Here is a 20,733-nt window from a genome sequence, read left to right as displayed (position 1 = left end):
AGTTAATCGAAGATCATCACAGGGCGCACTTCGATACGGCCATAAGCAGCATCTGGGATTTTGGCGGCATAGGCCAGCGCCTCATCCAGGTCATCACAATCGAGGATATAGAACCCGCCGAGTTGCTCCTTAGTTTCGGCAAAGGGGCCGTCCATCACTTCGGTTTTGCCGCCACGCACAGAAACGGTGGAAGAGGTTGCGGTGGGTTGCAACGCATCCCCCGACAGCATTTTTCCGGCATCCTGAACCTCTTTGGTGAAGTCCACATAGCCTTGCATATAGGGGCCGAATTCTTCGGTGCCGGGTTGCGGACCGTTGTCTTCTGCATTGTAGATCAAAAGCATGTATTGCATTGGATTTCCTTCCATCCGTTGGGGCAGTTCCAGGAAAGGTCACGGCCTTTCTATGTACCAGACGTTTGGGAAACGGCAAAATCGACATTTTTTGGCAAAAAATTTCGGCTGGTGCAAAACTTCCAAATTGCGGGCATCGCCCCCGGGTCGGGGGGCAACCGAACCGCTCACGTCGCGAAAGCCCCATTCGGAAACCGAAAAATTGACGCCACAGAGCACAAGTGATCTAAGGCCATCAGACCAGAAAATCATCTTGGGAAACGGGACAACCTCGCCATGACAACCAACAAACGCATCACCCTCTCCAGCGACCACGCCGCCATCGACCTTCGCCAGGTCATTGCCGATCATCTCTCAACGCAGGGCTGGGAAGTGGTTGATATCGGGCCAACATCACCCGAAAGCACACATTACCCAAAGCATGGTGAAGCGGCGGCGCGGCTTGTTGCCTCAGGTGACTGCGATCTGGGCATCATTCTGTGTGGTACTGGTCAGGGCATCATGATGGCCGCCAATAAGGTCAAAGGCATCCGGTGCGGCGTCTGCACCGACGCGTTTTCGGCCCGCATGATCCGCCAACACAACAATGCCAACATGCTGTCCTTAGGCGCACGCGTGGTGGGCGAAGGGCTTGCACTTGATATCGTGGACGCATTTCTGAACGCCGATTTCGAAGGCGGGCGGCATGCCACGCGCGTCGGAATGATTGACGCGATTGAGGGCTAAGCCCCCTTTGGCCTCTTTTTTGGTGACGGTCATTTCATCCAAAGAGAGGCCACGCGCGCCGCTACTATCGCATGCGCCCCCAGCCGACACCGGTGGAATAGAAAAAGCCGCGAGGTTTCCCCCGCGGCTTTCAAAGTCTTCTTCGATTGCAAATTAGCGCGACTTAAGCAGCCAGCGCAGCTTTTGCTTTTTCAACGATAACGCCGAAAGCTTCCGGTTCGTGAACGGCCAAGTCAGCCAACACTTTACGGTCAACTTCAACGCCAGCCATGTTCAGGCCGTTGATGAATTTCGAGTAAGTCAGAGCTTCGTCATGCGAACGCACAGCAGCGTTGATCCGTTGGATCCACAGCGCGCGGAAGTTGCGCTTGCGATTCTTACGGTCACGGGTTGCATATTGGTTGGCTTTGTCGACGGCCTGGCGGGCTACCTTAAAGGTATTCTTACGGCGACCGTAATAACCTTTCGCGGCTTTGACGACTTTTTTGTGACGGGCGTGGGTTGTGGTACCACCTTTAACGCGGGACATAGTTCAATCTCCTCTTAGCGGTCGTAGGGCATATAGCCCTTGACGATCTTAGCGTCGGGGGCGGACAGAGCGGTTGTACCGCGGGCGTTACGGATGAATTTCTTCGTCCGTTTGATCATTCCGTGCTGTTTACCAGCCTGGGCTCCCATGACCTTACCGGTCGCGGTCACCTTAAAGCGCTTTTTGGCGCTCGATTTGGTCTTCATCTTGGGCATTTCGGTCTCCTAAGTTCGAGGTTCCGTTACGACGCGCGAGGCATGCCACTTAAGCCGGGCGCGTACGAAGTGCAGCACATAGGGGGGAATCGCGGGCGAGGCAAGTGTTTTTTCGCGGCCCACACCGCGAAAAGCGAGCGCCCCGCGACGGCGGGTCAGTTGATCAAATGCCCGACCACGCGAACGAACACATCCGGGAGCTCTTCGATCCGATAACCGCCCGGTTTACGTGAGATGGCGATATAGACCAATCCCCCGCCGATCAACAGGGTAATCGCCGCGAACCGGGGCGCGCGGCCCTCCAAAAATGCGCTCAAAATAGATGGGATCGACAGGATCAATACCACCATTCCAACCACGAGATAAATATCATTGGTCATCATATCGTCCTTACGGAAATCAATACGACGATCATTTAGGTGTCTGTCGCGAAAATCAACCGTTCATCACATGGGGCAACCCGAAGGATGTTGGTGGTGCCCGGAACGTTAAAGGGAACACCCGCTGTGACAACGATCTGATCTTCTTCAGTTGCAAACCCGGCGGACCGCGCCGCGCGGGCGGCTGAAACAACGGCGGCTTTAAACCGCTCCACCTCACCAGGGGTGACGAAACAATTCGTTCCCCAAGACATGCAAAGGCGACGCGCAGTGCCTTTTAGTGGGGTCAAGGCAATGATCGGCACACGCGGGCGTTCCCGCGCGGTCAACAGCGCGGTTGTTCCTGATTGTGTGAAACAACAGATTGCTTTGATATCCGTGGTTTCGGCGATCTCGCGTGCGGCGGCGACAATTCCATCCGCGACAGACGTCTTCAGCGGGCTGCGGCTGGCTTCGATCTGCTCGCGGTAGGTTGGGTCATGCTCCACCTCAATCGCGACGGCATCCATCGTGGACACCGCTTCGATAGGGTACTGTCCGGCGGCACTTTCTGCCGAGAGCATCACCGCATCGGCCCCGTCATAAATGGCGTTGGCCACGTCTGACACTTCGGCGCGCGTGGGCATTGGGCTTTCAATCATGCTTTCCAGCATTTGCGTCGCCACGATCACCGGTTTACCGGCGATGCGGCAGGCATTCACAAGACGCTTTTGAATGGGCGGCACAGCTTGTACCGGCAGTTCAACACCCAGATCACCGCGCGCGACCATAATGCCATCTGACGCCTTCAGAATGTCTTCGAAACGATCAACGGCTGAAGGTTTTTCAATCTTCGACAGGACCGCAGCGCGGCCCCCCGCCAACACGCGCGCCTCTTCCACGTCTTCTGCACGCTGAACAAAGCTCAGCGCCAACCAATCAACGCCAATCTGACAAGCAAATTCGAGGTCTTTTTTGTCTTTTTCCGACAAAGCCGCCAGTGGCAGCAACACGTCCGGCACGTTCACACCTTTGCGGTCTGAGATTGTGCCGCCAACTTCGACAATGCAATTGGCGTGCTCGGGCGAGCAATCCGTCACCTTCAAGCGCAGTTTTCCGTCGTTGACGAGCAAAGTTGAGCCAACCTCAAGGGCTGCAAAAATCTCAGGATGCGGCAAGCATACGCGGTGGCTTTCCCCGGGCGCCTCATCCAGATCAAAGCGGAAGGGCTGACCTTCCTCAATCTCGGTGGCTCCCGCCGCAAATGTACCACAGCGCAGTTTCGGCCCCTGCAAATCAGCAAGGATACAGATCGGGCGGTCCAGATCTTTTTCGACTTGGCGCACAATCGCGTGGCGCGCGCGTTGTTCCTCATGGGTGCCGTGCGACATATTCAGGCGAAACACATCTGCGCCCGCTTCAAACAGCGCGCGAATGGTGTCGTAGTCGTTGGACGCGGGTCCCAAAGTGGCAACAATTTTTACATTCCGTAAGCGTCTCATGTGTTGCTCCTATTCCTCGGCGTCATGTGGTTTGTGGTGTCTATAGTCGGTTTTGTTGGATTGTGAAACGAAATGTTAGCGCTCACATCGAAATGTTTCATCACTAGAACTGGCACTTTGGTGTTGTCTGTCTTAAATGGGTCTCGTTGAAATTCACGACAATTCCGTGACACACCACGACAGAGACCTCATGAAAGACGCAATTCAACACGACGCATTTGAGATTATTGGCGAAACCCTGCCCGGACGCTGGCTGATCACATGTGATCATGCCTCAAACCGCGTGCCCCCCTGTGTAAATGGCGGGGATCTGGGGTTGCCGGAAGAGGATATGGCCCGTCACATCGCCTATGATGTCGGGGCGGCGGGCGTGTCGCGTCATTTGTCGCGGCTGCTCAATAGTCCTGCGATTCTGTCCCGATTTTCACGGCTCGTGGTTGATCCAAACCGGGGCGAAGACGACCCCACCGTTTTGATGAAACTTTATGACGGGTCAATTATTCCGGCAAATCGCCACGCAGACGCAGACGAACGCGAACGCCGTCTGGCCGCGTTTCACCGCCCGTATCACGATGCCATGGCCGGGCTGATTGCCCAGCGCGACGCGCCTGTGTTGCTGGCGATGCATTCGTATACTCCGCAGCTCAAGGGCCGTGAAATGCGCCCTTGGCATATCGCTGTTCTGCACGAAAAAGACAGCCGCATCGCAACCCCGCTGATTGCCCGACTTAAGGCCGAGGGCGAATGGTGCGTGGGTGAAAATGAGCCTTACGGCGGACATTTGGATGGCGACAGCATTGATCGCCAAGCGCTTGCGCAGGGCCACGCCAATGTGCTGATCGAGATCCGCAATGACCTGATCGTGACCGACGCCCAACAGGAATGGTGGGCCGAACGTCTTGCGCCAATTTTGACCGACACACTGGTTGAGGCTGGGGTTTAGGGGCGCCGCCCCTCGACCTGCGGTCTCACCCCGAGATATTTTGGCAAGAAAAAGAGCGCGCAAATGCCCCATGTAAGAATTGAACACTCTGGATCAGACGCAGATATGTCCGCGCTGTGTGAGGCTGTGTTTGAAGCATTGTCCGGTCATGACGCGATCCCGCATCCTGAAACTTTGAAAATCCGCAGTTGTCGTTGTGAGGCCCACCGGATCGGCACCCTTCCGGACAGTTTTGCCCATGCACGCCTTGAGCTGTTGCCCGGGCGGGCGGATGGGGTGAAGACAGAGCTTGCGCAGCTGATCCTGCGTACCATGCGCGCGCATTTGCCAACTGTGGGCAGCCTGTCGGTTGACGTCGCCGACCTCAGCCCGTCCTATGTCAAAGACCTTATGTAATTGGAGCCCATGATGGACGACCAAACCCGTATCGAAATCGAAGCCGCCGCATTCCGCACCTTGCGCGAACATCTGATGGAAAAACGCACGGATGTGCAGAACATCGACATGATGAACCTTGCCGGTTTTTGCCGAAACTGCCTGTCGCGCTGGTATCAAGAGGCCGCCAATGAGCGCGGAATTGAGATGACCAAAACCGAGGCGCGCGAGATTTATTACGGCATGACCATGGACGCATGGAAAGCCAATTATCAGACAGATGCCAGCGCCGAGAAGCAGGCTGAGTTCAAAGTCGCATTCTCTGAGAACGTGGGTGAAGAGAAACCGTGAACCGCGCCACATTACTTATGTTGGCCACGGCGGGCGTGTCCGTTGCGGCCGGATTTATGATCCATCCCTTACTGGGCATATTTGCCCTTGGTGGGGCGGTGATGATGGGCGTGTCAATCTGGAACGGTGGGCAAAAAATGCTCGCGGTGTACCGCGACCGTGAAGGCGAGGATTTTTCCAGTTTTCTCGCCGCGTTGCCTGAAGTGGATGCCGATGTGGCGCGTGCCGTTTATGAAGAGATACAGACGACCTGCTCGTCCCCCAACCACCCGCTTCCGTTGCGCCCCACAGATCATGTGATCAACGATCTGATGTTGGATCTTGAGGAGTTGTTTGCCGAGGTTCTACCCCGGATCATTGCGCGCATTGGGCGTGGTTCACCGGAAGGGATTGAGGATCTGACGGTGGGTGGGTTGGTGCGCCATCTCAGTACAGAAACCTCAACTCAGGCTTTCTAAACACCAATATTACTTGACACAGCCACAAATCGAGACTTAACCAATGGTTGAAATTTTCAATTATTGGGTGATTTATGAGATTTGCTGGAAACGCAATTTGGTTTATTTTAGGTGGTGCAGTCATTGCACTCTACTGGCTGATCGGCGCCGTAATTTTCGCCATCAGTATTATCGGCCTCCCTGTGACACGAGCTGCTCTTGAGATGGCTAAGATGAGCGCCTTCCCATTTGGGAAAGACGTTGTTCATGTGCGCGAGTTAGACAGAAAAGAACTTTCCAAGACAACCGCGGCAACAGGTACGATTGGCTTTATTGCAAATATCGTTTGGCTGCTAACTTTTGGCTGGTCGCTATGTGTGCTTTACATCTTTGCCGGGATTTTGAACTGCATCACCATTATTGGCATCCCGTTCGGTATCCAGGCTTTCAAGCTGGCTGGAATTTCGCTTTGGCCCGTTGGACGTCGCGTTGTAACAAAGGAATTGGCTCAAGCTGCGAGACAGTCAAATGCACAAGATCAACTGGCTGCAATCCGCGAAAATGCCTGATTAAGTGTTATCAGCATAACCCTGCGATTCCTCGCAGGGTTATGACATCTAAACATCCAAGTAGATCACTCCGCCTTTTTCAGGCTCTCTTCCAGATAAATCTCGCGCAGACGTGTCATGACTGGGCCGGGCTTGCCTGTGCCAACCTGCACCCCATCCACTTCCACCACCGGCATTACAAAGGCCGAGGCAGAGGTAAAGAACGCCTCATCCGCCTCTTGTGCTTCTGCGATGGTAAAATTGCGCTCTTCCACTTCCATCTGGGCCTCACGCGCAAAGCGCAGGACCGCGGCGCGGGTGATGCCATGCAGGATGTCGTTGGACAGGGCGCGGGTGATGATTTTACCGCCTTTGACGATATACGCGTTGTTTGAGGTGCCTTCGGTCACATAGCCGTCTTCGACCAGCCATGCGTCATCAGCCCCAGCCGCCTTCGCCATCATTTTGCCCATCGACGGGAACAACAGCTGAACGGTTTTAATGTCGCGACGACCCCAGCGGATGTCATCGACCGAAATCACTTTGACCGGCTTCACATTCGCCGCCAAACCCGGTTTGTTCTGTGTGAACAGCACCACCGTCGGTTTCACCTTTTCAGGATCTGGGAATACAAAGTCACGGTCGCTGTCAGCGCCGCGTGAGATTTGCAGATAAACCAAACCCTCCTCGATCTCATTGGCGCGCACCAGCTCGCGGTGAACCGCCAGCAGGTCCTCCTTGGAAATGGGGTTTTCCATGCCAAGCTCAGTCAACGACCGTTGCAAACGCACGGCGTGGCCGTCAAAATCAATCAGCTTTCCGCCCAGAACACTGGTCACTTCGTAAACCGCATCCGCAAACAAAAAGCCCCGATCAAAGATCGAAACAGTCGCGGCATTTTCCGGCAAGTATTCGCCATTTACGTAAACGGTACGGGTCATCAATCTCTCCTTAGCCCCAAAGTGCTGCGATGGGTGGGTGTACGCCATCTGCGTCAAAGTCCAACGGTTGGTCACGGTCTTCGGCCAGAAGAAGCGGCCCGTCAAGGTCTGTCACCAACGCCCCCTGCGCAACAAGTGTCGCGGGGGCCATCGCAAGGGATGATCCGACCATACAGCCAACCATGACCTGATAGCCCTCAGCCAGCGCCGCATCGCGCAGGCGCAACGCCTCGGTCAAGCCGCCGGTTTTATCCAGCTTGATGTTCACAACATCATATTTACCCTTGAGCTTGGGCAGGCTCGTCCGGTCATGACAGCTTTCGTCAGCACAAACCGGCACAGGCCGATCCATGCCAATCAGCGCATCATCGTCACCAGCAGGCAGAGGCTGCTCCACAAGATCCACCCCCAAGCGCACCAAATGTGGGGCAAGATCGGCGTAAACCTCTGCAGACCACCCTTCGTTGGCATCAATGATGATCCGGGATTTTGGCGCACCGGCACGAACGGCCTCCAAACGGGGCATATCATCAGGCGTGCCAAGCTTGATTTTCAGCAGCGGCCGATGCGCGTTTTTCGCAGCTTGCGCCTGCATTTCAGCAGGTTCTGCCAAGGACAACGTATAGGCGGTGATTTCTGGGCCTGGTACAGTCAACCCCGCCAACTCCCAAACCCGCTTGCCCGCGCGCTTGGCTTCCAGATCCCAAAGTGCACAATCAACGGCATTGCGCGCAGCCCCAGCCGGCAGCAAACCATAGAGCGCCTCTCGGGTGACATCGCGGGGCAAGCCCATAATCTCATCCGTCACGCTTTCCAGCGTCTCGTCATAGCGCGCATAAGGCACACATTCGCCCCAGCCTTGGTGATCCCCATCTTCGACCCGCACCGTCAGCACTTTGGCTTCCGTGCGCGATCCGCGTGAAATAGTGAACACCTGCGCCAGCTTAAACACATCCGGAGTGACTGAGATTTCCAAGCGCCCGACCTCGTTTTTTCTTGTCAAAAATATCCCCGCCGGAGGCTCCCACAAAAGCCCCCGACGAACGGTTTCTATTTCAACTTACAGAGCTGCAAGCGCATCCACCAGCTTCGTCGCCCCGAAACGGAACGGATCCGTGGCCGGCAGGCCCATGTCAGCTTCAATCTCAGCCAAATAGCCCAGCGCATCTGCTTCTGACATGTGCTGAGTGTTCACCGAAACACCCACCACTTTGCAATCGGGGTTTGCCACTTTTGCAAGGCCCAGCGCGGTATCGCGTAGCGCTTCCAACGATGGCTGCTGATAGTCCGGCAAGCCGCGCATATGTTCGCGGGTCGGTTCATGCGACAGGATCAACGCGTCCGGCTGGCCACCGTGGATCAACGCCATCGTCACACCCGAATAGGACACATGGAACAAGCTGCCCTGCCCTTCGATCAAATCCCAGTGGTCATCGTCATTGTCCGGCGAGATATACTCCACCGAGCCCGCCATGAAATCGGCAACCACCGCGTCAAGCGGCACACCGTCCCCGGTGATCAGGATGCCGGTTTGGCCGGTTGCACGGAACGTCGACTTCATGCCACGCTCGCGCATCTCTTTGTCCATCGCCAATGCGGTGTACATTTTGCCAACCGAACAATCGGTCCCAACCGCCAGACACCGTTTGCCCGTGCGTTTTTTACCGTTGGCAATCGGGTAATCCACTTCTGGTACGCGCACATCATGCAAGGCCTGACCCGTGGCTTCGGCAACGGCCACAAGATCCGCTTCTTCGGTCAGAAGATTGTGCAGGCCAGACGCAAGATCAAACCCTTCTTCCAGCGCCATCACCAGAACCTTTTTCCAAGCCTTCGAGATCAAACCGCCACGGTTGGCCACGCCAATCACCAGCGTCTTGGCACCAGCGGCTTTTGCCTCGGCCAGCGTCATATCGGCCAAACCCAAATCCGCCTGACAGCCGTCCATACGGAACTGGCCAACGGCGTTTTCCGGGCGCCAATCTTTGATGCCCTGCGCCACTTTCACAGCGAGTTGATCGGGCGCATCGCCCAAGAACAGAAGATACGGTGTCTGAATCATGGCCTAGGCCCTTTCCTCGCTTCAGTGTTAAGTAGTTTGCATGTCTCAACAGGCATTCTGACGATCTATCACCGAAAATCATTGTGAAGTTTCGACTTTTCACGACACTATCGCAAGTTATTCCGCCACATTGGCGATTTGGCGCAACTTTCTCCTGTCATGATGGGCTGCACGCAAGAATCCCTTACCATCCACGCCGCCGCGCGGCATTCATGCTGCAAGTGCAGAATTTCCTTGCGCACCGCCACGCAATTTCATAACGATATGCGCAAGAAAATCGCAACTTCATTACAAAGGCGCCCCTATGTCCTTCCGTATCCAACCCGCCGCCCCAGCCCGTCCCAACCGTTGCCAACTGTTCGGACCAGCCTCAAACACCAAGCTGTTTGCCAAAATGGCAACCTCCGCTGCGGATGTGATCAATATCGATCTTGAGGATTCGGTGGCCCCCTCCGACAAAGACATGGCCCGCGCCAACGCCATTGAAGCCATCAACACCATCGACTGGGGCAACAAATATGTGTCCGTTCGGATCAACGGCCTGGACACCCCTTATTGGTACCGCGACGTGGTGGATTTGCTGGAACAAGCAGGCGAGCGCCTTGATCAGATCATGATCCCAAAAGTCGGTTGCGCAGAGGACGTGTATGCCGTTGACGCGCTGGTCACCGCGATTGAACGCGCCAAAGGGCGCACCAAGCAAATCAGCTTTGAGGTGATCATTGAATCGGCCGCCGGTATTGCCCACGTAGAAGCCATCGCAGCTTCGTCCCCCCGTCTTCAAGCCATGTCTTTGGGGGCTGCGGATTTCGCCGCCTCGATGGGTATGCAAACCACCGGAATTGGCGGCACGCAGGAAAACTATTACATGTTGCGCGACGGTGAAAAACACTGGTCAGACCCATGGCACTGGGCACAAACCGCCATCGTCGCCGCCTGTCGCACACATGGCGTTCTGCCCGTTGATGGCCCGTTCGGCGATTTCTCAGATGACGAAGGGTACATCGCCCAATCCAAACGCTCTGCCACTTTGGGTATGGTCGGAAAATGGGCAATCCATCCAAAGCAAATCGCATTGGCAAATGAGGTGTTCACCCCCTCTGATGAGGCCGTCGCTGAGGCAAAAGAGATCCTTGCCGCGATGGAAACCGCCAAAGCAAATGGCGAAGGCGCCACCGTCTATAAGGGGCGTTTGGTGGATATCGCATCGATCAAACAAGCCGAGGTGATTGTCGCCCAAGCAGAGCTGATCGCCAGCTCGTAAAGCATTACACCCCGACCTGGCCCCGCCAAGTGCGGGGCCTTTTTTTTTGCACAACTTGTCGCATATCGCTTTGTGAATTTGTTTCATACTGTGGCTTTGGATGATGACGACATCCACCACCAAAGGGACGCCTCATACCAACGAGGTCACAATGAAATTGTTTTTCTATGCCGCTGCTTTGGCAACCGTTCTGGCGGCCCCAGTGTTTGCACAATCCAATCCAGCAAAAACCGGACTATCTGCGCCCGTCATCCGCCTAACGGGCATTCTGAACAAAAACCAAGATGTCATTGGGTTGGATGCCACACAGAAAGAAGATGTGAAAAACTGGGTGGCAACGATGCCGGCCCACCGCAAAGCGCTTGAGGATGAAACCGTGGCATTGCGCGCGGAAATGAGGGCCGCGATTGTCAATGGAGCACCTGTGGACGCCCGGCAAGCCTTGGCAGACAAAATCGGAGCCAACGAAGTAAAGCTTGTGATGATGCGGTCGAATTGCACCGACCATTGGCGTGAAGTGTTGCGCCCTGAACAGTTTGCCAAACTGATCGAGCTTGCGTCAGCGATGTAAACTGAATGTGGCGGGTGCCAATCCCGCCACATAATTCGGATGTCCCCTTAAGCCAATGGCATGCAGATTTCCGTCAACAGGTCTTCTGGTGCTGTCTCACGCGGATCATTCAGATACACCTCATAACACGGGGCATCTGCGGGGGTTTGGCCAGACTGCGGCAACCACTCGCCATAGAGCTTGTCATAGGCGGATTTGATCATCGCATAGGGGCCTTTATAGGTCAGAACCGCCATTTTCCCGGCCGCCAGTTCAACACTGTCAAATCCTTCCGGGGCGTCATTCCCGCGCCAATCAGCACCTGCAAAACTGCGTAAATCTGCCTCAGCCACGGCTGCGGGATCATCATAATACACACCCAAAACGGGGCCACATTGGGGCCACAGACCGCGCGCCGCAATCATCGCGCCCATTTTTTCAAAGCTTTTCCCGATTTCCATATAGGCGCCTTTATGCGGCACCCCAATCAAGGTGCGGGCGGGCATGTCGCGGATTTCTATTGTATGCATTTCATGTCTTCCTTCTCGTTGCAAAAGCGCTGGCGCATCAATTATGCCAGCAGAACGAAACGCAGTTGGGCTCAGGCCATAACTGGACCGGAATGTTTGGCCAAAGCTGCGCGGATTGGCATAACCACAAGCCTTGGCGATCTGATCAATCGGCGTATCCTCACGCACAATCCGCCCCGCCGCCCGGTGCAACCGCATCCGGCGCACCGCCTGCGCGCATGTCTCACCTGTCATCGCATGAAACACACGATGCCAGTGAAACCGCGACATCGCGGCGACATCTGCCAAATTGTCCAGCGACAGGTCCCCATTTGGATTGTCGTGAATGTAATTCAACACCCGCAAAAGCCGGTCTTCGTATCGCATCTGAGCGTCCTTTTTTACGTTTCCCCCTGTTCTTGCGACAGGTGACGTGCATAAATCTTGCTGAGTTGCGCGCCCTTGGGCCCGCGCACCAGTTGCAATGCCGCTTCCCAAGCGTCATATAGCAAAAAACACGCATTAATCAGGCGGTGCCATGACACATTATCTCGAGTTTGAAAAACCCTTGGCGGAAATCGAAGGCAAAGCGGAGGAGCTGCGCGCTCTGGCCCGTGCCAATGAAGAGATGGATGTGGAGGGTGAAGCCGCGGCCCTCGACGCCAAAGCCGACACCATGCTGAAAGAGCTTTACGAGGGGCTGACCGCATGGCGCAAATGTCAGGTCGCCCGCCATCCCGAACGTCCCCATTGTAAAGATTACATCGAGGCGCTGTTTACCGAATACACACCGCTGGCAGGGGATCGTAACTTTGCCGATGACCACGCCATTATGGGTGGCCTCGCCCGCATTGGTGACACTGCCGTTGTGGTGATGGGGCAAGAAAAAGGCCATGACACCAAATCACGCATCGAGCGTAACTTTGGCATGGCCCGTCCCGAAGGTTATCGCAAAGCCATCCGCCTGATGGATCTGGCCGACCGGTTTGGCCTGCCGATTGTGGCGCTTGTCGACACGCCGGGTGCCTATCCCGGCAAAGGGGCAGAGGAACGCGGCCAATCTGAAGCGATTGCCCGTTCTACTGAACGCAGCCTGAACGCAAATGTCCCGGTTATTTCGGTGATCATTGGCGAAGGTGGCTCTGGCGGCGCTGTGGCATTGGCCACCGCCAATACGGTCATGATGCTGGAGCATTCCGTTTATTCGGTGATCTCACCAGAAGGATGTGCCTCAATCCTGTGGAAAGACGCCGAGAAAATGCGCGAAGCGGCCGAAGCCCTGCGCCTGACCGCCCAGGATTTGCAAAAGCTGGGTGTGTGCGACACCATCATCGCAGAGCCAATGGGCGGTGCCCAACGCGATCGCAGCCAAACCATTGAGGCGGTCGGCAAAGCGATCGAAGCAGAGCTGAAAGCCCTCACCGCCCGTGCAAAAGGCGACACGATGCGCAAAGAGCGTCGCGAGAAGTTCCTGAAAATTGGGTCAAAAGGCTTGGCCGCTTAAACGAACACCTTATTTCATTTGTGAAAAGGGGCTGTGATCGAAAGGTTGCAGCCCCTTTTCTTTACCACAGCGATTTGGCCGCACGCTCTGGCCACTCTTTGTCATAGGACTCGCCGTCAAACGCACCTGAGGTCATTTCTTTCAACATATCACCCACCGTCGGCAGCCCCTCAGATAGATCACCAGACGACCACAGGCCGGCACGCATAATGGCGCGGGCGCATTGGGAATAGATCTCGTGTATCTGGATGACCGTCACAGTCTGGGGGCGTTTCCCTGCCCGTTCAAACCGTGCCAAAAGGGCGTCGTCAGTGGTCAGTTTTGCCGTGCCATTCACGCGCACCACGTTCAAAGACCCCGGTACAAAAAACATCAGCGAGACGCGCGGATCACGCACGATATTGCGCAAGCTGTCCAACCGCTGATTGCCCCGCCAATCTGGAAGCGCAAGATGGCCCGCGTCCAGTTCCTGCACAACAGGCCCATCATCGCCACGCGGGCTGGCATCGGTGCCTTCCGGGCCTATTGTGGACAACACGCAAAACTTCGACGCCATAATCCATTTGCGATAGGTCGGGGTAAGCGTCCCCGCGACTTTCACCAAAGCCGCTTCGCCGGGGGTGCCATAAAGCGCTTCAAGTTCGGTGATGTCCTCAATGAATTCCATCAGATGTCCGGCGTGAACCCGGCCTCCTGCATCAACCGATCCGAGGTGGTTTCAACATCTTCTTCAACGCGTTTCATGAACGCGCCAATTTCTTGCCCCGGCTCAATGGCAGGTAAAAATTCAAGCACCGCCAGGCCCGGATAGCGCATGATGCCGTGACGTTTCCAAAAGACACCGACGTTGGTCGCGGCGGGCACAACAGGTTGCCCGGTTTCTTTGTAAAGGACCCCAGTGCCAACTTTATACGGTTTTTTGGCGCCAGCGGCCACGCGGGTCCCCTGAGGGAAAATCACGAGTTGGCCCGGCTCGACACGCCCATCACGCACCTCTGCCACCATCTGTTTGATCGCGGCCCCCCGTTTGCCACGATCCACAGGAACCGAGTTGGTATAAACCGCATAGATCCCGATCACAGGGGCCCATTTGAGCTGTTTCTTATAGATGAACTTCAGGCGTGGCAGCACGCTGGCCAGAAGAAGGATGTCAAAAAAGCTTTGATGTTTGGCCGCCACCAAAACCTCGCCTTGCGGCACCTCGCCACGGATTTCAGATTTCAGCCCCACCATCCAAGACGCGGTCCAGCGCACCCAATTGCAATAGGCGTGAATGGCGACAAAGGCGTATTTCCTGTTCAGCCAGACCATCGGCACCATGCCAAAACCGATCACAGCAAGGACCACATACATCTGGATGATGAACAAAAGCGAGCGCACCCATTGAATGGCGTTCTTCATCAGCGTTTCTCCTGCAAGGTGGCCAATGCGGCCTGTCGGGTGGCAATAAAGGCGACAAGGGCCGCGACTGGGGGAATGACAGCGGGCACCAGCCAATGGCTGCCCTGAAAGCCCAGCCCCGTCAAAAAGTTGCCCTGATCGCCCGTGGCGGGAAGCAATAGCATCGCGATCATGCCAAGCATCGTTCCCACAGCGGCCCCAATCAGGGCGCGCAACGTATAACGGCGCACAAAGGCGCGCGCGATATAGCTGTCTTGGGCGCCAACCAGACGCAACACCCTGATGACCTGCTCATTCGCGGCCAGTGCCGCCGAGGCGGCCAAGGTGATAACAACCCCAGCCAGCGCGGTGATCAACACCATCGCCACGTAAGCGAGCATTCTAAGACGGTCTGCGGCGCGCACCAACGGCTCGCGCCAGCGGTTGTGATCGTCAAGCACGGCCCCGGGCGCTTCGCCCGCCAGACGCGCACGCAGCCCGTCGGCATCCACACCGTTTTCATCCTCAACCAGTTCGATCAGTCGCGGAATGGGCAGCCGGTCAAGCGGTAGGTCCGGGCCGAACCATGGCTCTAGCAACGCACGTTGCTCTTCGTCACTTAAGGGTCGCGCAGATTTCACACCGGGGGTGGTGGCCAGAACCTCCATCACGGCAAGCGCTTGGATGTCCATTTGATCTGTGGGGGCAGTGATCCGGATCGTGGCACTTTTGGCCAGCGCATCCCCCCAGCGATCTGCCAGCCGGCCAGACGCCAGTGACAGCGCCAAAGCAAACACCGCAAGAAACGCCATGGCACCCGCTGCAAATATCGTCAAACGCGCGGTAAATCCGGTGGGCGGCACAACCCGGTCCGCTTGCGCATCCGCGGCAAAAAAATTGCGGGCTTGGGAAAAGAGCATGCTCATAAATCCGCCCCCGCCGTGTTCAATTGCCCGCCCGCAATCCGCAACACGCGCGTTTGCACATGAGATTTCGCATGTCGGATCAGGTTCATGTCGTGGGTGGCAATCATCACGGTTTTACCAAGACGGTTCAGTTCGATCAGCAGAGTGAGCAATCGGATGGACATATCCCAGTCAACATTGCCGGTGGGTTCATCCGCCAAAATCACGTCCGGGGACATGATGACAGCGCGCGCAAGGGCCGCCCGCTGGCGTTCGCCCCCTGACAGTTCGGGCGGTTTTGCTTCGGCCTGAGAGGTCAATCCGACCCATGCCAAAAGCTCGTTCAATTCGCGCATGTCTTGCATCGGGCGACCCGAGACCGTCAGCGGCAAGGCGATGTTCTCCGCCACGCTTAGATGGTTGAGGAACTGGCAATCCTGATGCACCACGCCGACGCGTCGCCGCATCAAGGCCACGTCATCGCGGCTCATGTGGCGCGCATCTTGATCAAAGATCGAAATGCTGCCCTGAGTCGGCACGAGTTCGCCGTAACACAATTTCAAAAATGTGGTTTTTCCCGCGCCCGACGGGCCCGTAAGAAAGTGAAACGACCCTGGCGCAAGCTTTAACGACATGTCGTTTAAAAGCGTTCCGGCACCATACCCGTATGACACTTGTGTCAGCTCAATCACAATATACCCCCGCCTGATATGGCGACAGTTTTGCCCCACACGCGTAATTGTTTCAACGTAATGATTGCCTTAGTTTGATTTTCAGGTCTATCTAACGCATATTAAAGCCGAAAGTGGCAGGTGAATTTGCCCATAGCGGCAAAAAAGCGGGTGAGAAGATGCGATTGGTTTGTCCAAATTGCGGTGCTCAGTACGAGGTTGACGATCGCGTCATGCCTGAGGGCGGGCGAGATGTGCAATGTTCGGCTTGTGGGCATGCGTGGTTTCAGCGCGGCCCTCATAGCGCGGACGCGGAAGAGCAAGCCACGGATCTGACCGAAGCGGACGCGCCCCTTGCAGCGGGTGAAGCCGATCATGAGATCATCGAAGAGACACCTGCCCGCCCGACAGAGACCGAGAATTCCGAGGGGGCGGACACCGCTGGGGACGACGCCGCAGCTGATCCCGAAGACGATCCAAGCGCCCCCGCAGCTGACACGCCGAACCAACGCGAGCTTAGTCCGGATGTGACCTCTATCCTGCAAGAGGAAGCGGAACGCGAATTGGACGCACGGCAATCTGAACAGGAACAGTTGGAAACCCAAACCGAAATGGGCCTGGACGACGTGAACCCCGACGAGGCACATCGCCAGTCGATCCGCGAACGCATGGCCCGATTGCGTGGGGCCGAGGATGAGTTTGAAGCCACAGAAGCCCTACCCGAAGGGCGCGGTCGCGACCTGTTGCCTGATATCGAAGAAATCAATTCGACCCTAGATGCCAATCACGAAGATCATGTGGACGAAGAGGAAGAGGCCCCTGTTCAAGCTGTTTCAAGCGGCGGGGGATTTCGGCGTGGCTTCTTGATGGTGGTGGTAATTGCTGCCTTGTTTGTGGGGCTTTACGTCTATGCGTCGTTGCTGGGCGATGCCCTGCCCGCGTTGTCCCCCGCATTGGATCACTATGTGGAATTTGTGGATCAAACCCGCATCGCATTAAACACCATGGTTGAGGCGGCTATCGCCAAAATGCAAGGGCTTGCTGGCGGGGCCTGATCATCCCTCTTCGGTCAACCGCATCAGATATGATCCATATTCGTTTTTCCCAAACGCGCGCGCACGCGCGCGCAATGCGTCTCGGGTGATCCACCCTTTGCCCCAGGCGATTTCCTCTGGGCTACCCATTTGCTGTCCTTGACGTTCGCTGAGTGTACGCACAAAATTTCCGGCATCCAAAAGGCTTGCATGGGTGCCCGTGTCCAGCCACGCAAAGCCACGCCCCATTTGCTGAACATTTAACAGGCCGTCAGCCAAATACAGTTCAAGCAAGCTTGTGATTTCCAGCTCCCCCCTCGCCGAGGGTTGCACCGATTTCGCCCGTTCAGGTGCTGTTTCATCCAGAAAATACAGCCCCGTAACAGCATAAGGCGATGGTGCCGACACGGGCTTTTCCACAATTCGGTCGACGCCCCCCGCCGCATTAAATTCCAATACGCCATATCGCTGGGGGTCTTGCACCCGATAGCAAAACACCGTGCCACCTGGCCGCGCATTTGCGTCCACGAGCATTTCCGGAAAGCCGTGTCCAAAAAAGAGATTATCCCCCAGCACCATCGCACTCGGCGCGCCGTTCAGAAAACCTTCCGCGAGAACATAAGCCTGCGCCAGGCCTTCGGGGTTTGGTTGCGCGATATAGCTGAGCTCCAGCCCCCACTGGTGCCCGTCCCCGAGCGTCCGCTTGAACTGCTCCTGGTCTTGAGGCGTCGTAATAATGGCAATCTCTCGAATGTCCGACAGCATCAAAACCGATAGCGGATAGTAAATCATCGGCTTGTCATAAATTGGCAAAAGCTGTTTCGACACGCCCAAAGTGATCGGGTAAAGCCGCGTGCCAGAGCCACCTGCAAGTATGATACCTTTGCGCTGCGCCATCCTGTTATCCTCGCTCTAAAACCTTAATGACCCGTTTCAGATCAAGATGCCAGTCCGGTAGGGGGCGCCCGAACCCCTTGGTGAAACTGGCGCATTCCAACCGCGAATTTAACGGACGTTTGGCCACACTGGGAAAATCCGCTGACGCAACGATCGACACGTCTGTATGTTTACCCGCTTGCGAAAATATCTCGCGCGCGAATTCTGCCCAGCTGACCACAGGTTCACCCGCAAAGTGGAAGATCCCTCCGGGATGCCCCGCGACCATCGCGCGGGCCATGATAACCAGCGCATCAGCGACTTCGATTGCCGGGGTCGGCCCACCAACCTGATCCCCCACGATGGACAGCGAACTCTGTGTCTCTGCCAAATTCAACATGGTTTTGACGAAATTTGTCCCGTGCTCAGAAAACACCCAAGACGTGCGTAAAATGGCGCTCTTCCCTTTTGCCGCACGCACAAGGTCTTCGCCGATTTTTTTGCTTCTCCCATATGCGTTGATTGGATTTGGGGACGCTTCCGGCGCAAAAGCCCGAGTGCCTGAACCATCAAACACATAGTCGGTCGAAATTTGTAAAAATGGCAGATCCCTTTCGGCGCATGCTCGTGCCATTACGCCCGGTGTGAGGCCATTAATCTGTGTGGCCAAAACCTCGTTATTCTCGGCGGCATTCACATCCGTATAGGCGGCCGCGTTAATGACAGCGTCGACATCTGCGCGTCGAATGTGGGCGGCGCAGTGTTCGGCAACACCAAGATCGGCGTCGTTGCGGCCAAGGGAAATGACCTCAAGATCAGAGCTGGCGCGCGCAGACAACGACCGACCAATCTGTCCGTCCGCGCCAAAGACCAGAATCTTCAACATGCTACACACCACCGCCAAGCCGTTCCCCGACACCATGTCGAGCGTACAGCGACCGCAACCAAACATCGTTTTCCAAATACCAACGCACTGTCTTTTTCAGCCCTTCTGCCAGAGTAACAGAGGGACGCCAGCCCAGCTCCGCGCCAATGCGCGACGGGTCAATCGCATAGCGCTGATCATGGCCTGGGCGGTCCGCGACAAGTTTGATGCTCTGAGCATAGGGCGCTGGTCCGGGGTGCATTTCATCCAGCACCGCACAAACCATTCGGACAAGATCAATATTGCGCACCTCGTTTTCGCCGCCAATATTGTAGCTGCGCCCAACCTGACCGCGTTTTAGAACAGTCAAAAGCGCATCCGCATGATCTTCAACATAAAGCCAATCGCGCACATTGCTCCCCGTGCCATAAACAGGAATGGGGTGACCGGCCAAAGCATTCAGGATCACCACAGGGATCAGTTTTTCCGGGAATTGATAGGGACCATAATTGTTGGAACAATTGCTCAGAACAACGGGCAGACCGAAGGTTTCAAACCAAGCCCGAACCAAATGATCCGATGCCGCTTTTGACGCAGAATAGGGATTGTTTGGGGCATAGGACGTATCCTCTGTAAAGACGCCATCCAGACCCAAACTGCCAAAGACCTCATCGGTTGAGATGTGATGAAATCGGAAATTGTCCGGCCGGCCTTGCTGCTCCCAATAGGATCGCGCGGCCTGCAAAAGATTGTAGGTGCCATTGATATTCGTTTCAACAAACGCCCCAGGCTCATCAATCGAGCGATCCACATGGCTTTCCGCCGCGAGATGCATAATCCTGTCTGGTTTGTGCTTTGCGATTACCTTTTTCAGCCCGTGGAGGTTGCAAATATCTTCTTTTTCAAAGTGATAGCGAGGGTTGGATTCCACCTCAGACAGGTTCTCCAGACAGGCCGCATAGGTCAGCGCATCCAGATTGACCACCTCATGCCCCTGCAAAATGGCCAATCTGACAACTGCGGAACCAATGAAACCCGCGCCACCTGTGATCAGAATTTTCATTGCGAACGGTCCCAAGTGAACGGGCTGCCGCATTCAGAAAGCCGCGCGGCCATCGCATCTTTCTCACTCAATATCGCCAAATCGCGCGATATGCCCCATTCAATTCCAATATCAGGATCGTCGAACCTTATGGCTCGATCACATTCCGGCGCGTAAGCCGCAGTGCATTTGTAAAGAATTTCGGTATTTGGCATCAACGTTCGAAACCCATGCGCAAACCCTTCCGGGATTAACATTTGCTTGCCGTTTTCCGCACTTAACTCGACCGAGACCCAAGCTCCATAACTTGGCGAACCTCGGCGGATATCAACCGCAACATCCAAGAACGCCCCTTGGCCACATCTCACAAGTTTGGCTTGCTGATACGGCGGCGTTTGAAAGTGAAGCCCGCGAATTGTGTTTCTTTCAAAGCTAATGCTTTGATTGTCTTGGCAAAATTCAAGATTGATGCCAGCATCTTTTAGCGCGCTCTGGTTCCACGTTTCCCGAAAGAAACCCCGGTGGTCCTCAAACTTTCGCGGCGAAATCACAAGAACATGTTTGATAGCCGTTTTTTGTATGTCGATCACACCAGACCATCCTCAAATCGTACTTGCTCTCTTTATGGCTTAGGTTTGGCCAATAGGGCAAGAACGGAAAAAAGCGGATCTGAGTAGTTTTTGGAACGAGTAACGCCGCCAGCTTTTGGCTGACGGCGTTTATATTATTGATTGATATCGATTAGAGAGGTTTTTTTGGAACTTTATTAGGTTTGGCGGTGACCTACTCTCC

27 protein-coding genes are annotated in these 20,733 nt (G+C 55.6%); 10 read left to right on the top strand and 17 right to left on the bottom strand.

The window, feature by feature from the left end; translation table 11 throughout:
• Positions 1-2: 2 nt before the first annotated feature.
• Positions 3-353, bottom strand: a complete 351-nt coding sequence (locus KKW20_RS03465) for a YciI family protein (protein WP_246534428.1) — start codon at positions 351-353, stop codon at positions 3-5.
• Between the two features lie 276 nt (positions 354-629).
• Between KKW20_RS03465 and rpiB the strand changes: the two genes are divergently transcribed.
• Positions 630-1,079 carry a ribose 5-phosphate isomerase B gene (gene rpiB / locus KKW20_RS03460; RefSeq protein WP_214566120.1) on the top strand — a complete coding sequence of 150 codons (450 nt, stop codon included), beginning with the start codon at positions 630-632 and terminating at the stop codon, positions 1,077-1,079.
• A 163-nt stretch (positions 1,080-1,242) separates the two neighbouring features.
• Here rpiB and rplT read toward each other — a convergent pair whose 3' ends face one another.
• From rplT to pyk, 4 genes are all read right to left on the bottom strand, one after another.
• Positions 1,243-1,608, bottom strand: a complete 366-nt coding sequence (gene rplT / locus KKW20_RS03455) for a 50S ribosomal protein L20 (protein WP_214566117.1) — start codon at positions 1,606-1,608, stop codon at positions 1,243-1,245.
• A 14-nt stretch (positions 1,609-1,622) separates the two neighbouring features.
• Complete coding sequence (gene rpmI, locus KKW20_RS03450; protein WP_214566115.1) at positions 1,623-1,823, bottom strand: 50S ribosomal protein L35; 201 nt, start codon at positions 1,821-1,823, stop codon at positions 1,623-1,625.
• Positions 1,824-1,978: 155 nt separating this feature from the next.
• The gene (locus KKW20_RS03445) at positions 1,979-2,203 is read right to left on the bottom strand and encodes a hypothetical protein (RefSeq protein WP_214566114.1); all 225 of its coding nucleotides are present in this window, start codon (positions 2,201-2,203) and stop codon (positions 1,979-1,981) included.
• 35 nt (positions 2,204-2,238) lie between these two features.
• Positions 2,239-3,684: a pyruvate kinase gene (gene pyk / locus KKW20_RS03440; RefSeq protein ID WP_214566113.1), complete on the bottom strand. Its 1,446-nt coding sequence runs from the start codon at positions 3,682-3,684 to the stop codon at positions 2,239-2,241.
• A 190-nt stretch (positions 3,685-3,874) separates the two neighbouring features.
• Between pyk and KKW20_RS03435 the strand changes: the two genes are divergently transcribed.
• From KKW20_RS03435 to KKW20_RS03415, 5 genes are all read left to right on the top strand, one after another.
• Entirely contained in the window at positions 3,875-4,627 is a 753-nt protein-coding gene (locus tag KKW20_RS03435; RefSeq protein ID WP_214566112.1) for an N-formylglutamate amidohydrolase, read from the top strand.
• 63 nt (positions 4,628-4,690) lie between these two features.
• Positions 4,691-5,023 carry a 5-carboxymethyl-2-hydroxymuconate Delta-isomerase gene (locus tag KKW20_RS03430; RefSeq protein ID WP_214566111.1) on the top strand — a complete coding sequence of 111 codons (333 nt, stop codon included), beginning with the start codon at positions 4,691-4,693 and terminating at the stop codon, positions 5,021-5,023.
• 12 nt (positions 5,024-5,035) lie between these two features.
• Entirely contained in the window at positions 5,036-5,353 is a 318-nt protein-coding gene (locus KKW20_RS03425; RefSeq protein ID WP_214566110.1) for a DUF1244 domain-containing protein, read from the top strand.
• Positions 5,350-5,811, top strand: coding sequence for a hypothetical protein (locus KKW20_RS03420; RefSeq protein ID WP_214566108.1), 462 nt, complete (start codon positions 5,350-5,352; stop codon positions 5,809-5,811). The genes KKW20_RS03425 and KKW20_RS03420 overlap by 4 nt, the downstream gene beginning before the upstream one ends.
• A 74-nt stretch (positions 5,812-5,885) precedes the next feature.
• Positions 5,886-6,359 (top strand): YccF domain-containing protein, encoded by a 474-nt coding sequence (locus KKW20_RS03415; protein ID WP_214566106.1) that lies wholly within the window; start codon positions 5,886-5,888, stop codon positions 6,357-6,359.
• Positions 6,360-6,424: 65 nt separating this feature from the next.
• Here KKW20_RS03415 and KKW20_RS03410 read toward each other — a convergent pair whose 3' ends face one another.
• The 3 genes from KKW20_RS03410 to dgcN form a co-directional block, all read right to left on the bottom strand.
• Positions 6,425-7,279 (bottom strand): D-amino-acid transaminase, encoded by an 855-nt coding sequence (locus tag KKW20_RS03410; protein WP_214566104.1) that lies wholly within the window; start codon positions 7,277-7,279, stop codon positions 6,425-6,427.
• Between the two features lie 10 nt (positions 7,280-7,289).
• On the bottom strand, positions 7,290-8,255 hold the full coding sequence (dgcA, locus tag KKW20_RS03405; RefSeq protein WP_214566903.1) for an N-acetyl-D-Glu racemase DgcA: 966 nt from the start codon (positions 8,253-8,255) through the stop codon (positions 7,290-7,292).
• Between the two features lie 84 nt (positions 8,256-8,339).
• Entirely contained in the window at positions 8,340-9,341 is a 1,002-nt protein-coding gene (gene dgcN / locus KKW20_RS03400; protein WP_214566102.1) for an N-acetyltransferase DgcN, read from the bottom strand.
• A gap of 304 nt (positions 9,342-9,645) precedes the next feature.
• Between dgcN and KKW20_RS03395 the strand changes: the two genes are divergently transcribed.
• Together KKW20_RS03395 and KKW20_RS03390 are read left to right on the top strand one after the other, a co-directional pair.
• On the top strand, positions 9,646-10,605 hold the full coding sequence (locus tag KKW20_RS03395) for an L-malyl-CoA/beta-methylmalyl-CoA lyase (RefSeq protein WP_214566101.1): 960 nt from the start codon (positions 9,646-9,648) through the stop codon (positions 10,603-10,605).
• A 103-nt stretch (positions 10,606-10,708) separates the two neighbouring features.
• Positions 10,709-11,176, top strand: a complete 468-nt coding sequence (locus tag KKW20_RS03390) for a hypothetical protein (protein WP_214566100.1) — start codon at positions 10,709-10,711, stop codon at positions 11,174-11,176.
• A gap of 47 nt (positions 11,177-11,223) precedes the next feature.
• Here KKW20_RS03390 and KKW20_RS03385 read toward each other — a convergent pair whose 3' ends face one another.
• Positions 11,224-12,051, bottom strand: coding sequence for an AraC family transcriptional regulator (locus tag KKW20_RS03385; protein WP_214566099.1), 828 nt, complete (start codon positions 12,049-12,051; stop codon positions 11,224-11,226).
• A 151-nt stretch (positions 12,052-12,202) separates the two neighbouring features.
• On the opposite strand from KKW20_RS03385, the gene KKW20_RS03380 reads away from it, so the two are divergent.
• A complete protein-coding gene (locus KKW20_RS03380; RefSeq protein WP_214566098.1) occupies positions 12,203-13,168 on the top strand; it encodes an acetyl-CoA carboxylase carboxyltransferase subunit alpha in 966 nt (321 codons plus the stop codon).
• A gap of 61 nt (positions 13,169-13,229) precedes the next feature.
• Here KKW20_RS03380 and KKW20_RS03375 read toward each other — a convergent pair whose 3' ends face one another.
• The 4 genes from KKW20_RS03375 to KKW20_RS03360 are packed head-to-tail and all read right to left on the bottom strand — an operon-like array spanning position 13,230 to position 16,145.
• Positions 13,230-13,835: a pyridoxamine 5'-phosphate oxidase family protein gene (locus KKW20_RS03375; RefSeq protein ID WP_214566097.1), complete on the bottom strand. Its 606-nt coding sequence runs from the start codon at positions 13,833-13,835 to the stop codon at positions 13,230-13,232.
• Positions 13,835-14,569 carry a lysophospholipid acyltransferase family protein gene (locus KKW20_RS03370; RefSeq protein WP_214566096.1) on the bottom strand — a complete coding sequence of 245 codons (735 nt, stop codon included), beginning with the start codon at positions 14,567-14,569 and terminating at the stop codon, positions 13,835-13,837. The genes KKW20_RS03375 and KKW20_RS03370 overlap by 1 nt, the downstream gene beginning before the upstream one ends.
• Positions 14,569-15,474 carry a cell division protein FtsX gene (locus KKW20_RS03365; RefSeq protein WP_425514253.1) on the bottom strand — a complete coding sequence of 302 codons (906 nt, stop codon included), beginning with the start codon at positions 15,472-15,474 and terminating at the stop codon, positions 14,569-14,571. Before KKW20_RS03365 ends, KKW20_RS03370 begins: the two co-directional genes overlap by 1 nt.
• Positions 15,471-16,145, bottom strand: a complete 675-nt coding sequence (locus tag KKW20_RS03360; protein ID WP_214566094.1) for a cell division ATP-binding protein FtsE — start codon at positions 16,143-16,145, stop codon at positions 15,471-15,473. Before KKW20_RS03360 ends, KKW20_RS03365 begins: the two co-directional genes overlap by 4 nt.
• Positions 16,146-16,303: 158 nt before the next feature.
• Here KKW20_RS03360 and KKW20_RS03355 point away from each other — a divergent pair, with 158 nt between their 5' ends.
• A complete protein-coding gene (locus KKW20_RS03355) occupies positions 16,304-17,179 on the top strand; it encodes a zinc-ribbon domain-containing protein (protein ID WP_214566093.1) in 876 nt (291 codons plus the stop codon).
• Here the strand turns inward: KKW20_RS03355 and rfbA are convergent, their stop codons facing one another.
• From rfbA to rfbC, 4 genes are read right to left on the bottom strand one after another with little or no spacing between them, the layout of a single operon-like run.
• On the bottom strand, positions 17,180-18,055 hold the full coding sequence (gene rfbA, locus KKW20_RS03350; protein ID WP_214566091.1) for a glucose-1-phosphate thymidylyltransferase RfbA: 876 nt from the start codon (positions 18,053-18,055) through the stop codon (positions 17,180-17,182).
• A 4-nt stretch (positions 18,056-18,059) separates the two neighbouring features.
• On the bottom strand, positions 18,060-18,920 hold the full coding sequence (gene rfbD, locus KKW20_RS03345; RefSeq protein WP_214566089.1) for a dTDP-4-dehydrorhamnose reductase: 861 nt from the start codon (positions 18,918-18,920) through the stop codon (positions 18,060-18,062).
• A gap of 1 nt (position 18,921) precedes the next feature.
• On the bottom strand, positions 18,922-19,962 hold the full coding sequence (gene rfbB / locus KKW20_RS03340; protein ID WP_214566088.1) for a dTDP-glucose 4,6-dehydratase: 1,041 nt from the start codon (positions 19,960-19,962) through the stop codon (positions 18,922-18,924).
• Complete coding sequence (gene rfbC, locus KKW20_RS03335) at positions 19,959-20,531, bottom strand: dTDP-4-dehydrorhamnose 3,5-epimerase (RefSeq protein WP_343207548.1); 573 nt, start codon at positions 20,529-20,531, stop codon at positions 19,959-19,961. The genes rfbB and rfbC overlap by 4 nt, the downstream gene beginning before the upstream one ends.
• Positions 20,532-20,733: the final 202 nt, after the last annotated feature.

Source organism: Aliiroseovarius lamellibrachiae, assembly GCF_018599245.1.
Classification (GTDB): Bacteria; Pseudomonadota; Alphaproteobacteria; order Rhodobacterales; family Rhodobacteraceae; genus Aliiroseovarius; species Aliiroseovarius lamellibrachiae.
This window is presented reverse-complemented; position numbering and strand designations above follow the sequence as displayed.

Excerpts from the sequence above, each read along its gene's own strand:
- KKW20_RS03465 (WP_246534428.1), bottom strand. The coding sequence starts at position 353 with ATGCAATACATGCTTTTGATCTACAATGCAGAAGACAACGGTCCGCAA.
- rpiB (WP_214566120.1), top strand. The coding sequence starts at position 630 with ATGACAACCAACAAACGCATCACCCTCTCCAGCGACCACGCCGCCATC.
- rplT (WP_214566117.1), bottom strand. The coding sequence starts at position 1,608 with ATGTCCCGCGTTAAAGGTGGTACCACAACCCACGCCCGTCACAAAAAA.
- rpmI (WP_214566115.1), bottom strand. The coding sequence starts at position 1,823 with ATGCCCAAGATGAAGACCAAATCGAGCGCCAAAAAGCGCTTTAAGGTG.
- KKW20_RS03445 (WP_214566114.1), bottom strand. The coding sequence starts at position 2,203 with ATGACCAATGATATTTATCTCGTGGTTGGAATGGTGGTATTGATCCTG.
- pyk (WP_214566113.1), bottom strand. The coding sequence starts at position 3,684 with ATGAGACGCTTACGGAATGTAAAAATTGTTGCCACTTTGGGACCCGCG.
- KKW20_RS03435 (WP_214566112.1), top strand. The coding sequence starts at position 3,875 with ATGAAAGACGCAATTCAACACGACGCATTTGAGATTATTGGCGAAACC.
- KKW20_RS03430 (WP_214566111.1), top strand. The coding sequence starts at position 4,691 with ATGCCCCATGTAAGAATTGAACACTCTGGATCAGACGCAGATATGTCC.
- KKW20_RS03425 (WP_214566110.1), top strand. The coding sequence starts at position 5,036 with ATGGACGACCAAACCCGTATCGAAATCGAAGCCGCCGCATTCCGCACC.
- KKW20_RS03415 (WP_214566106.1), top strand. The coding sequence starts at position 5,886 with ATGAGATTTGCTGGAAACGCAATTTGGTTTATTTTAGGTGGTGCAGTC.
- KKW20_RS03410 (WP_214566104.1), bottom strand. The coding sequence starts at position 7,279 with ATGACCCGTACCGTTTACGTAAATGGCGAATACTTGCCGGAAAATGCC.
- dgcN (WP_214566102.1), bottom strand. The coding sequence starts at position 9,341 with ATGATTCAGACACCGTATCTTCTGTTCTTGGGCGATGCGCCCGATCAA.
- KKW20_RS03395 (WP_214566101.1), top strand. The coding sequence starts at position 9,646 with ATGTCCTTCCGTATCCAACCCGCCGCCCCAGCCCGTCCCAACCGTTGC.
- KKW20_RS03390 (WP_214566100.1), top strand. The coding sequence starts at position 10,709 with ATGACGACATCCACCACCAAAGGGACGCCTCATACCAACGAGGTCACA.
- KKW20_RS03385 (WP_214566099.1), bottom strand. The coding sequence starts at position 12,051 with ATGCGATACGAAGACCGGCTTTTGCGGGTGTTGAATTACATTCACGAC.
- KKW20_RS03380 (WP_214566098.1), top strand. The coding sequence starts at position 12,203 with ATGACACATTATCTCGAGTTTGAAAAACCCTTGGCGGAAATCGAAGGC.
- KKW20_RS03375 (WP_214566097.1), bottom strand. The coding sequence starts at position 13,835 with ATGGAATTCATTGAGGACATCACCGAACTTGAAGCGCTTTATGGCACC.
- KKW20_RS03370 (WP_214566096.1), bottom strand. The coding sequence starts at position 14,569 with ATGAAGAACGCCATTCAATGGGTGCGCTCGCTTTTGTTCATCATCCAG.
- KKW20_RS03365 (WP_425514253.1), bottom strand. The coding sequence starts at position 15,474 with ATGAGCATGCTCTTTTCCCAAGCCCGCAATTTTTTTGCCGCGGATGCG.
- KKW20_RS03355 (WP_214566093.1), top strand. The coding sequence starts at position 16,304 with ATGCGATTGGTTTGTCCAAATTGCGGTGCTCAGTACGAGGTTGACGAT.
- rfbA (WP_214566091.1), bottom strand. The coding sequence starts at position 18,055 with ATGGCGCAGCGCAAAGGTATCATACTTGCAGGTGGCTCTGGCACGCGG.
- rfbD (WP_214566089.1), bottom strand. The coding sequence starts at position 18,920 with ATGTTGAAGATTCTGGTCTTTGGCGCGGACGGACAGATTGGTCGGTCG.
- rfbB (WP_214566088.1), bottom strand. The coding sequence starts at position 19,962 with ATGAAAATTCTGATCACAGGTGGCGCGGGTTTCATTGGTTCCGCAGTT.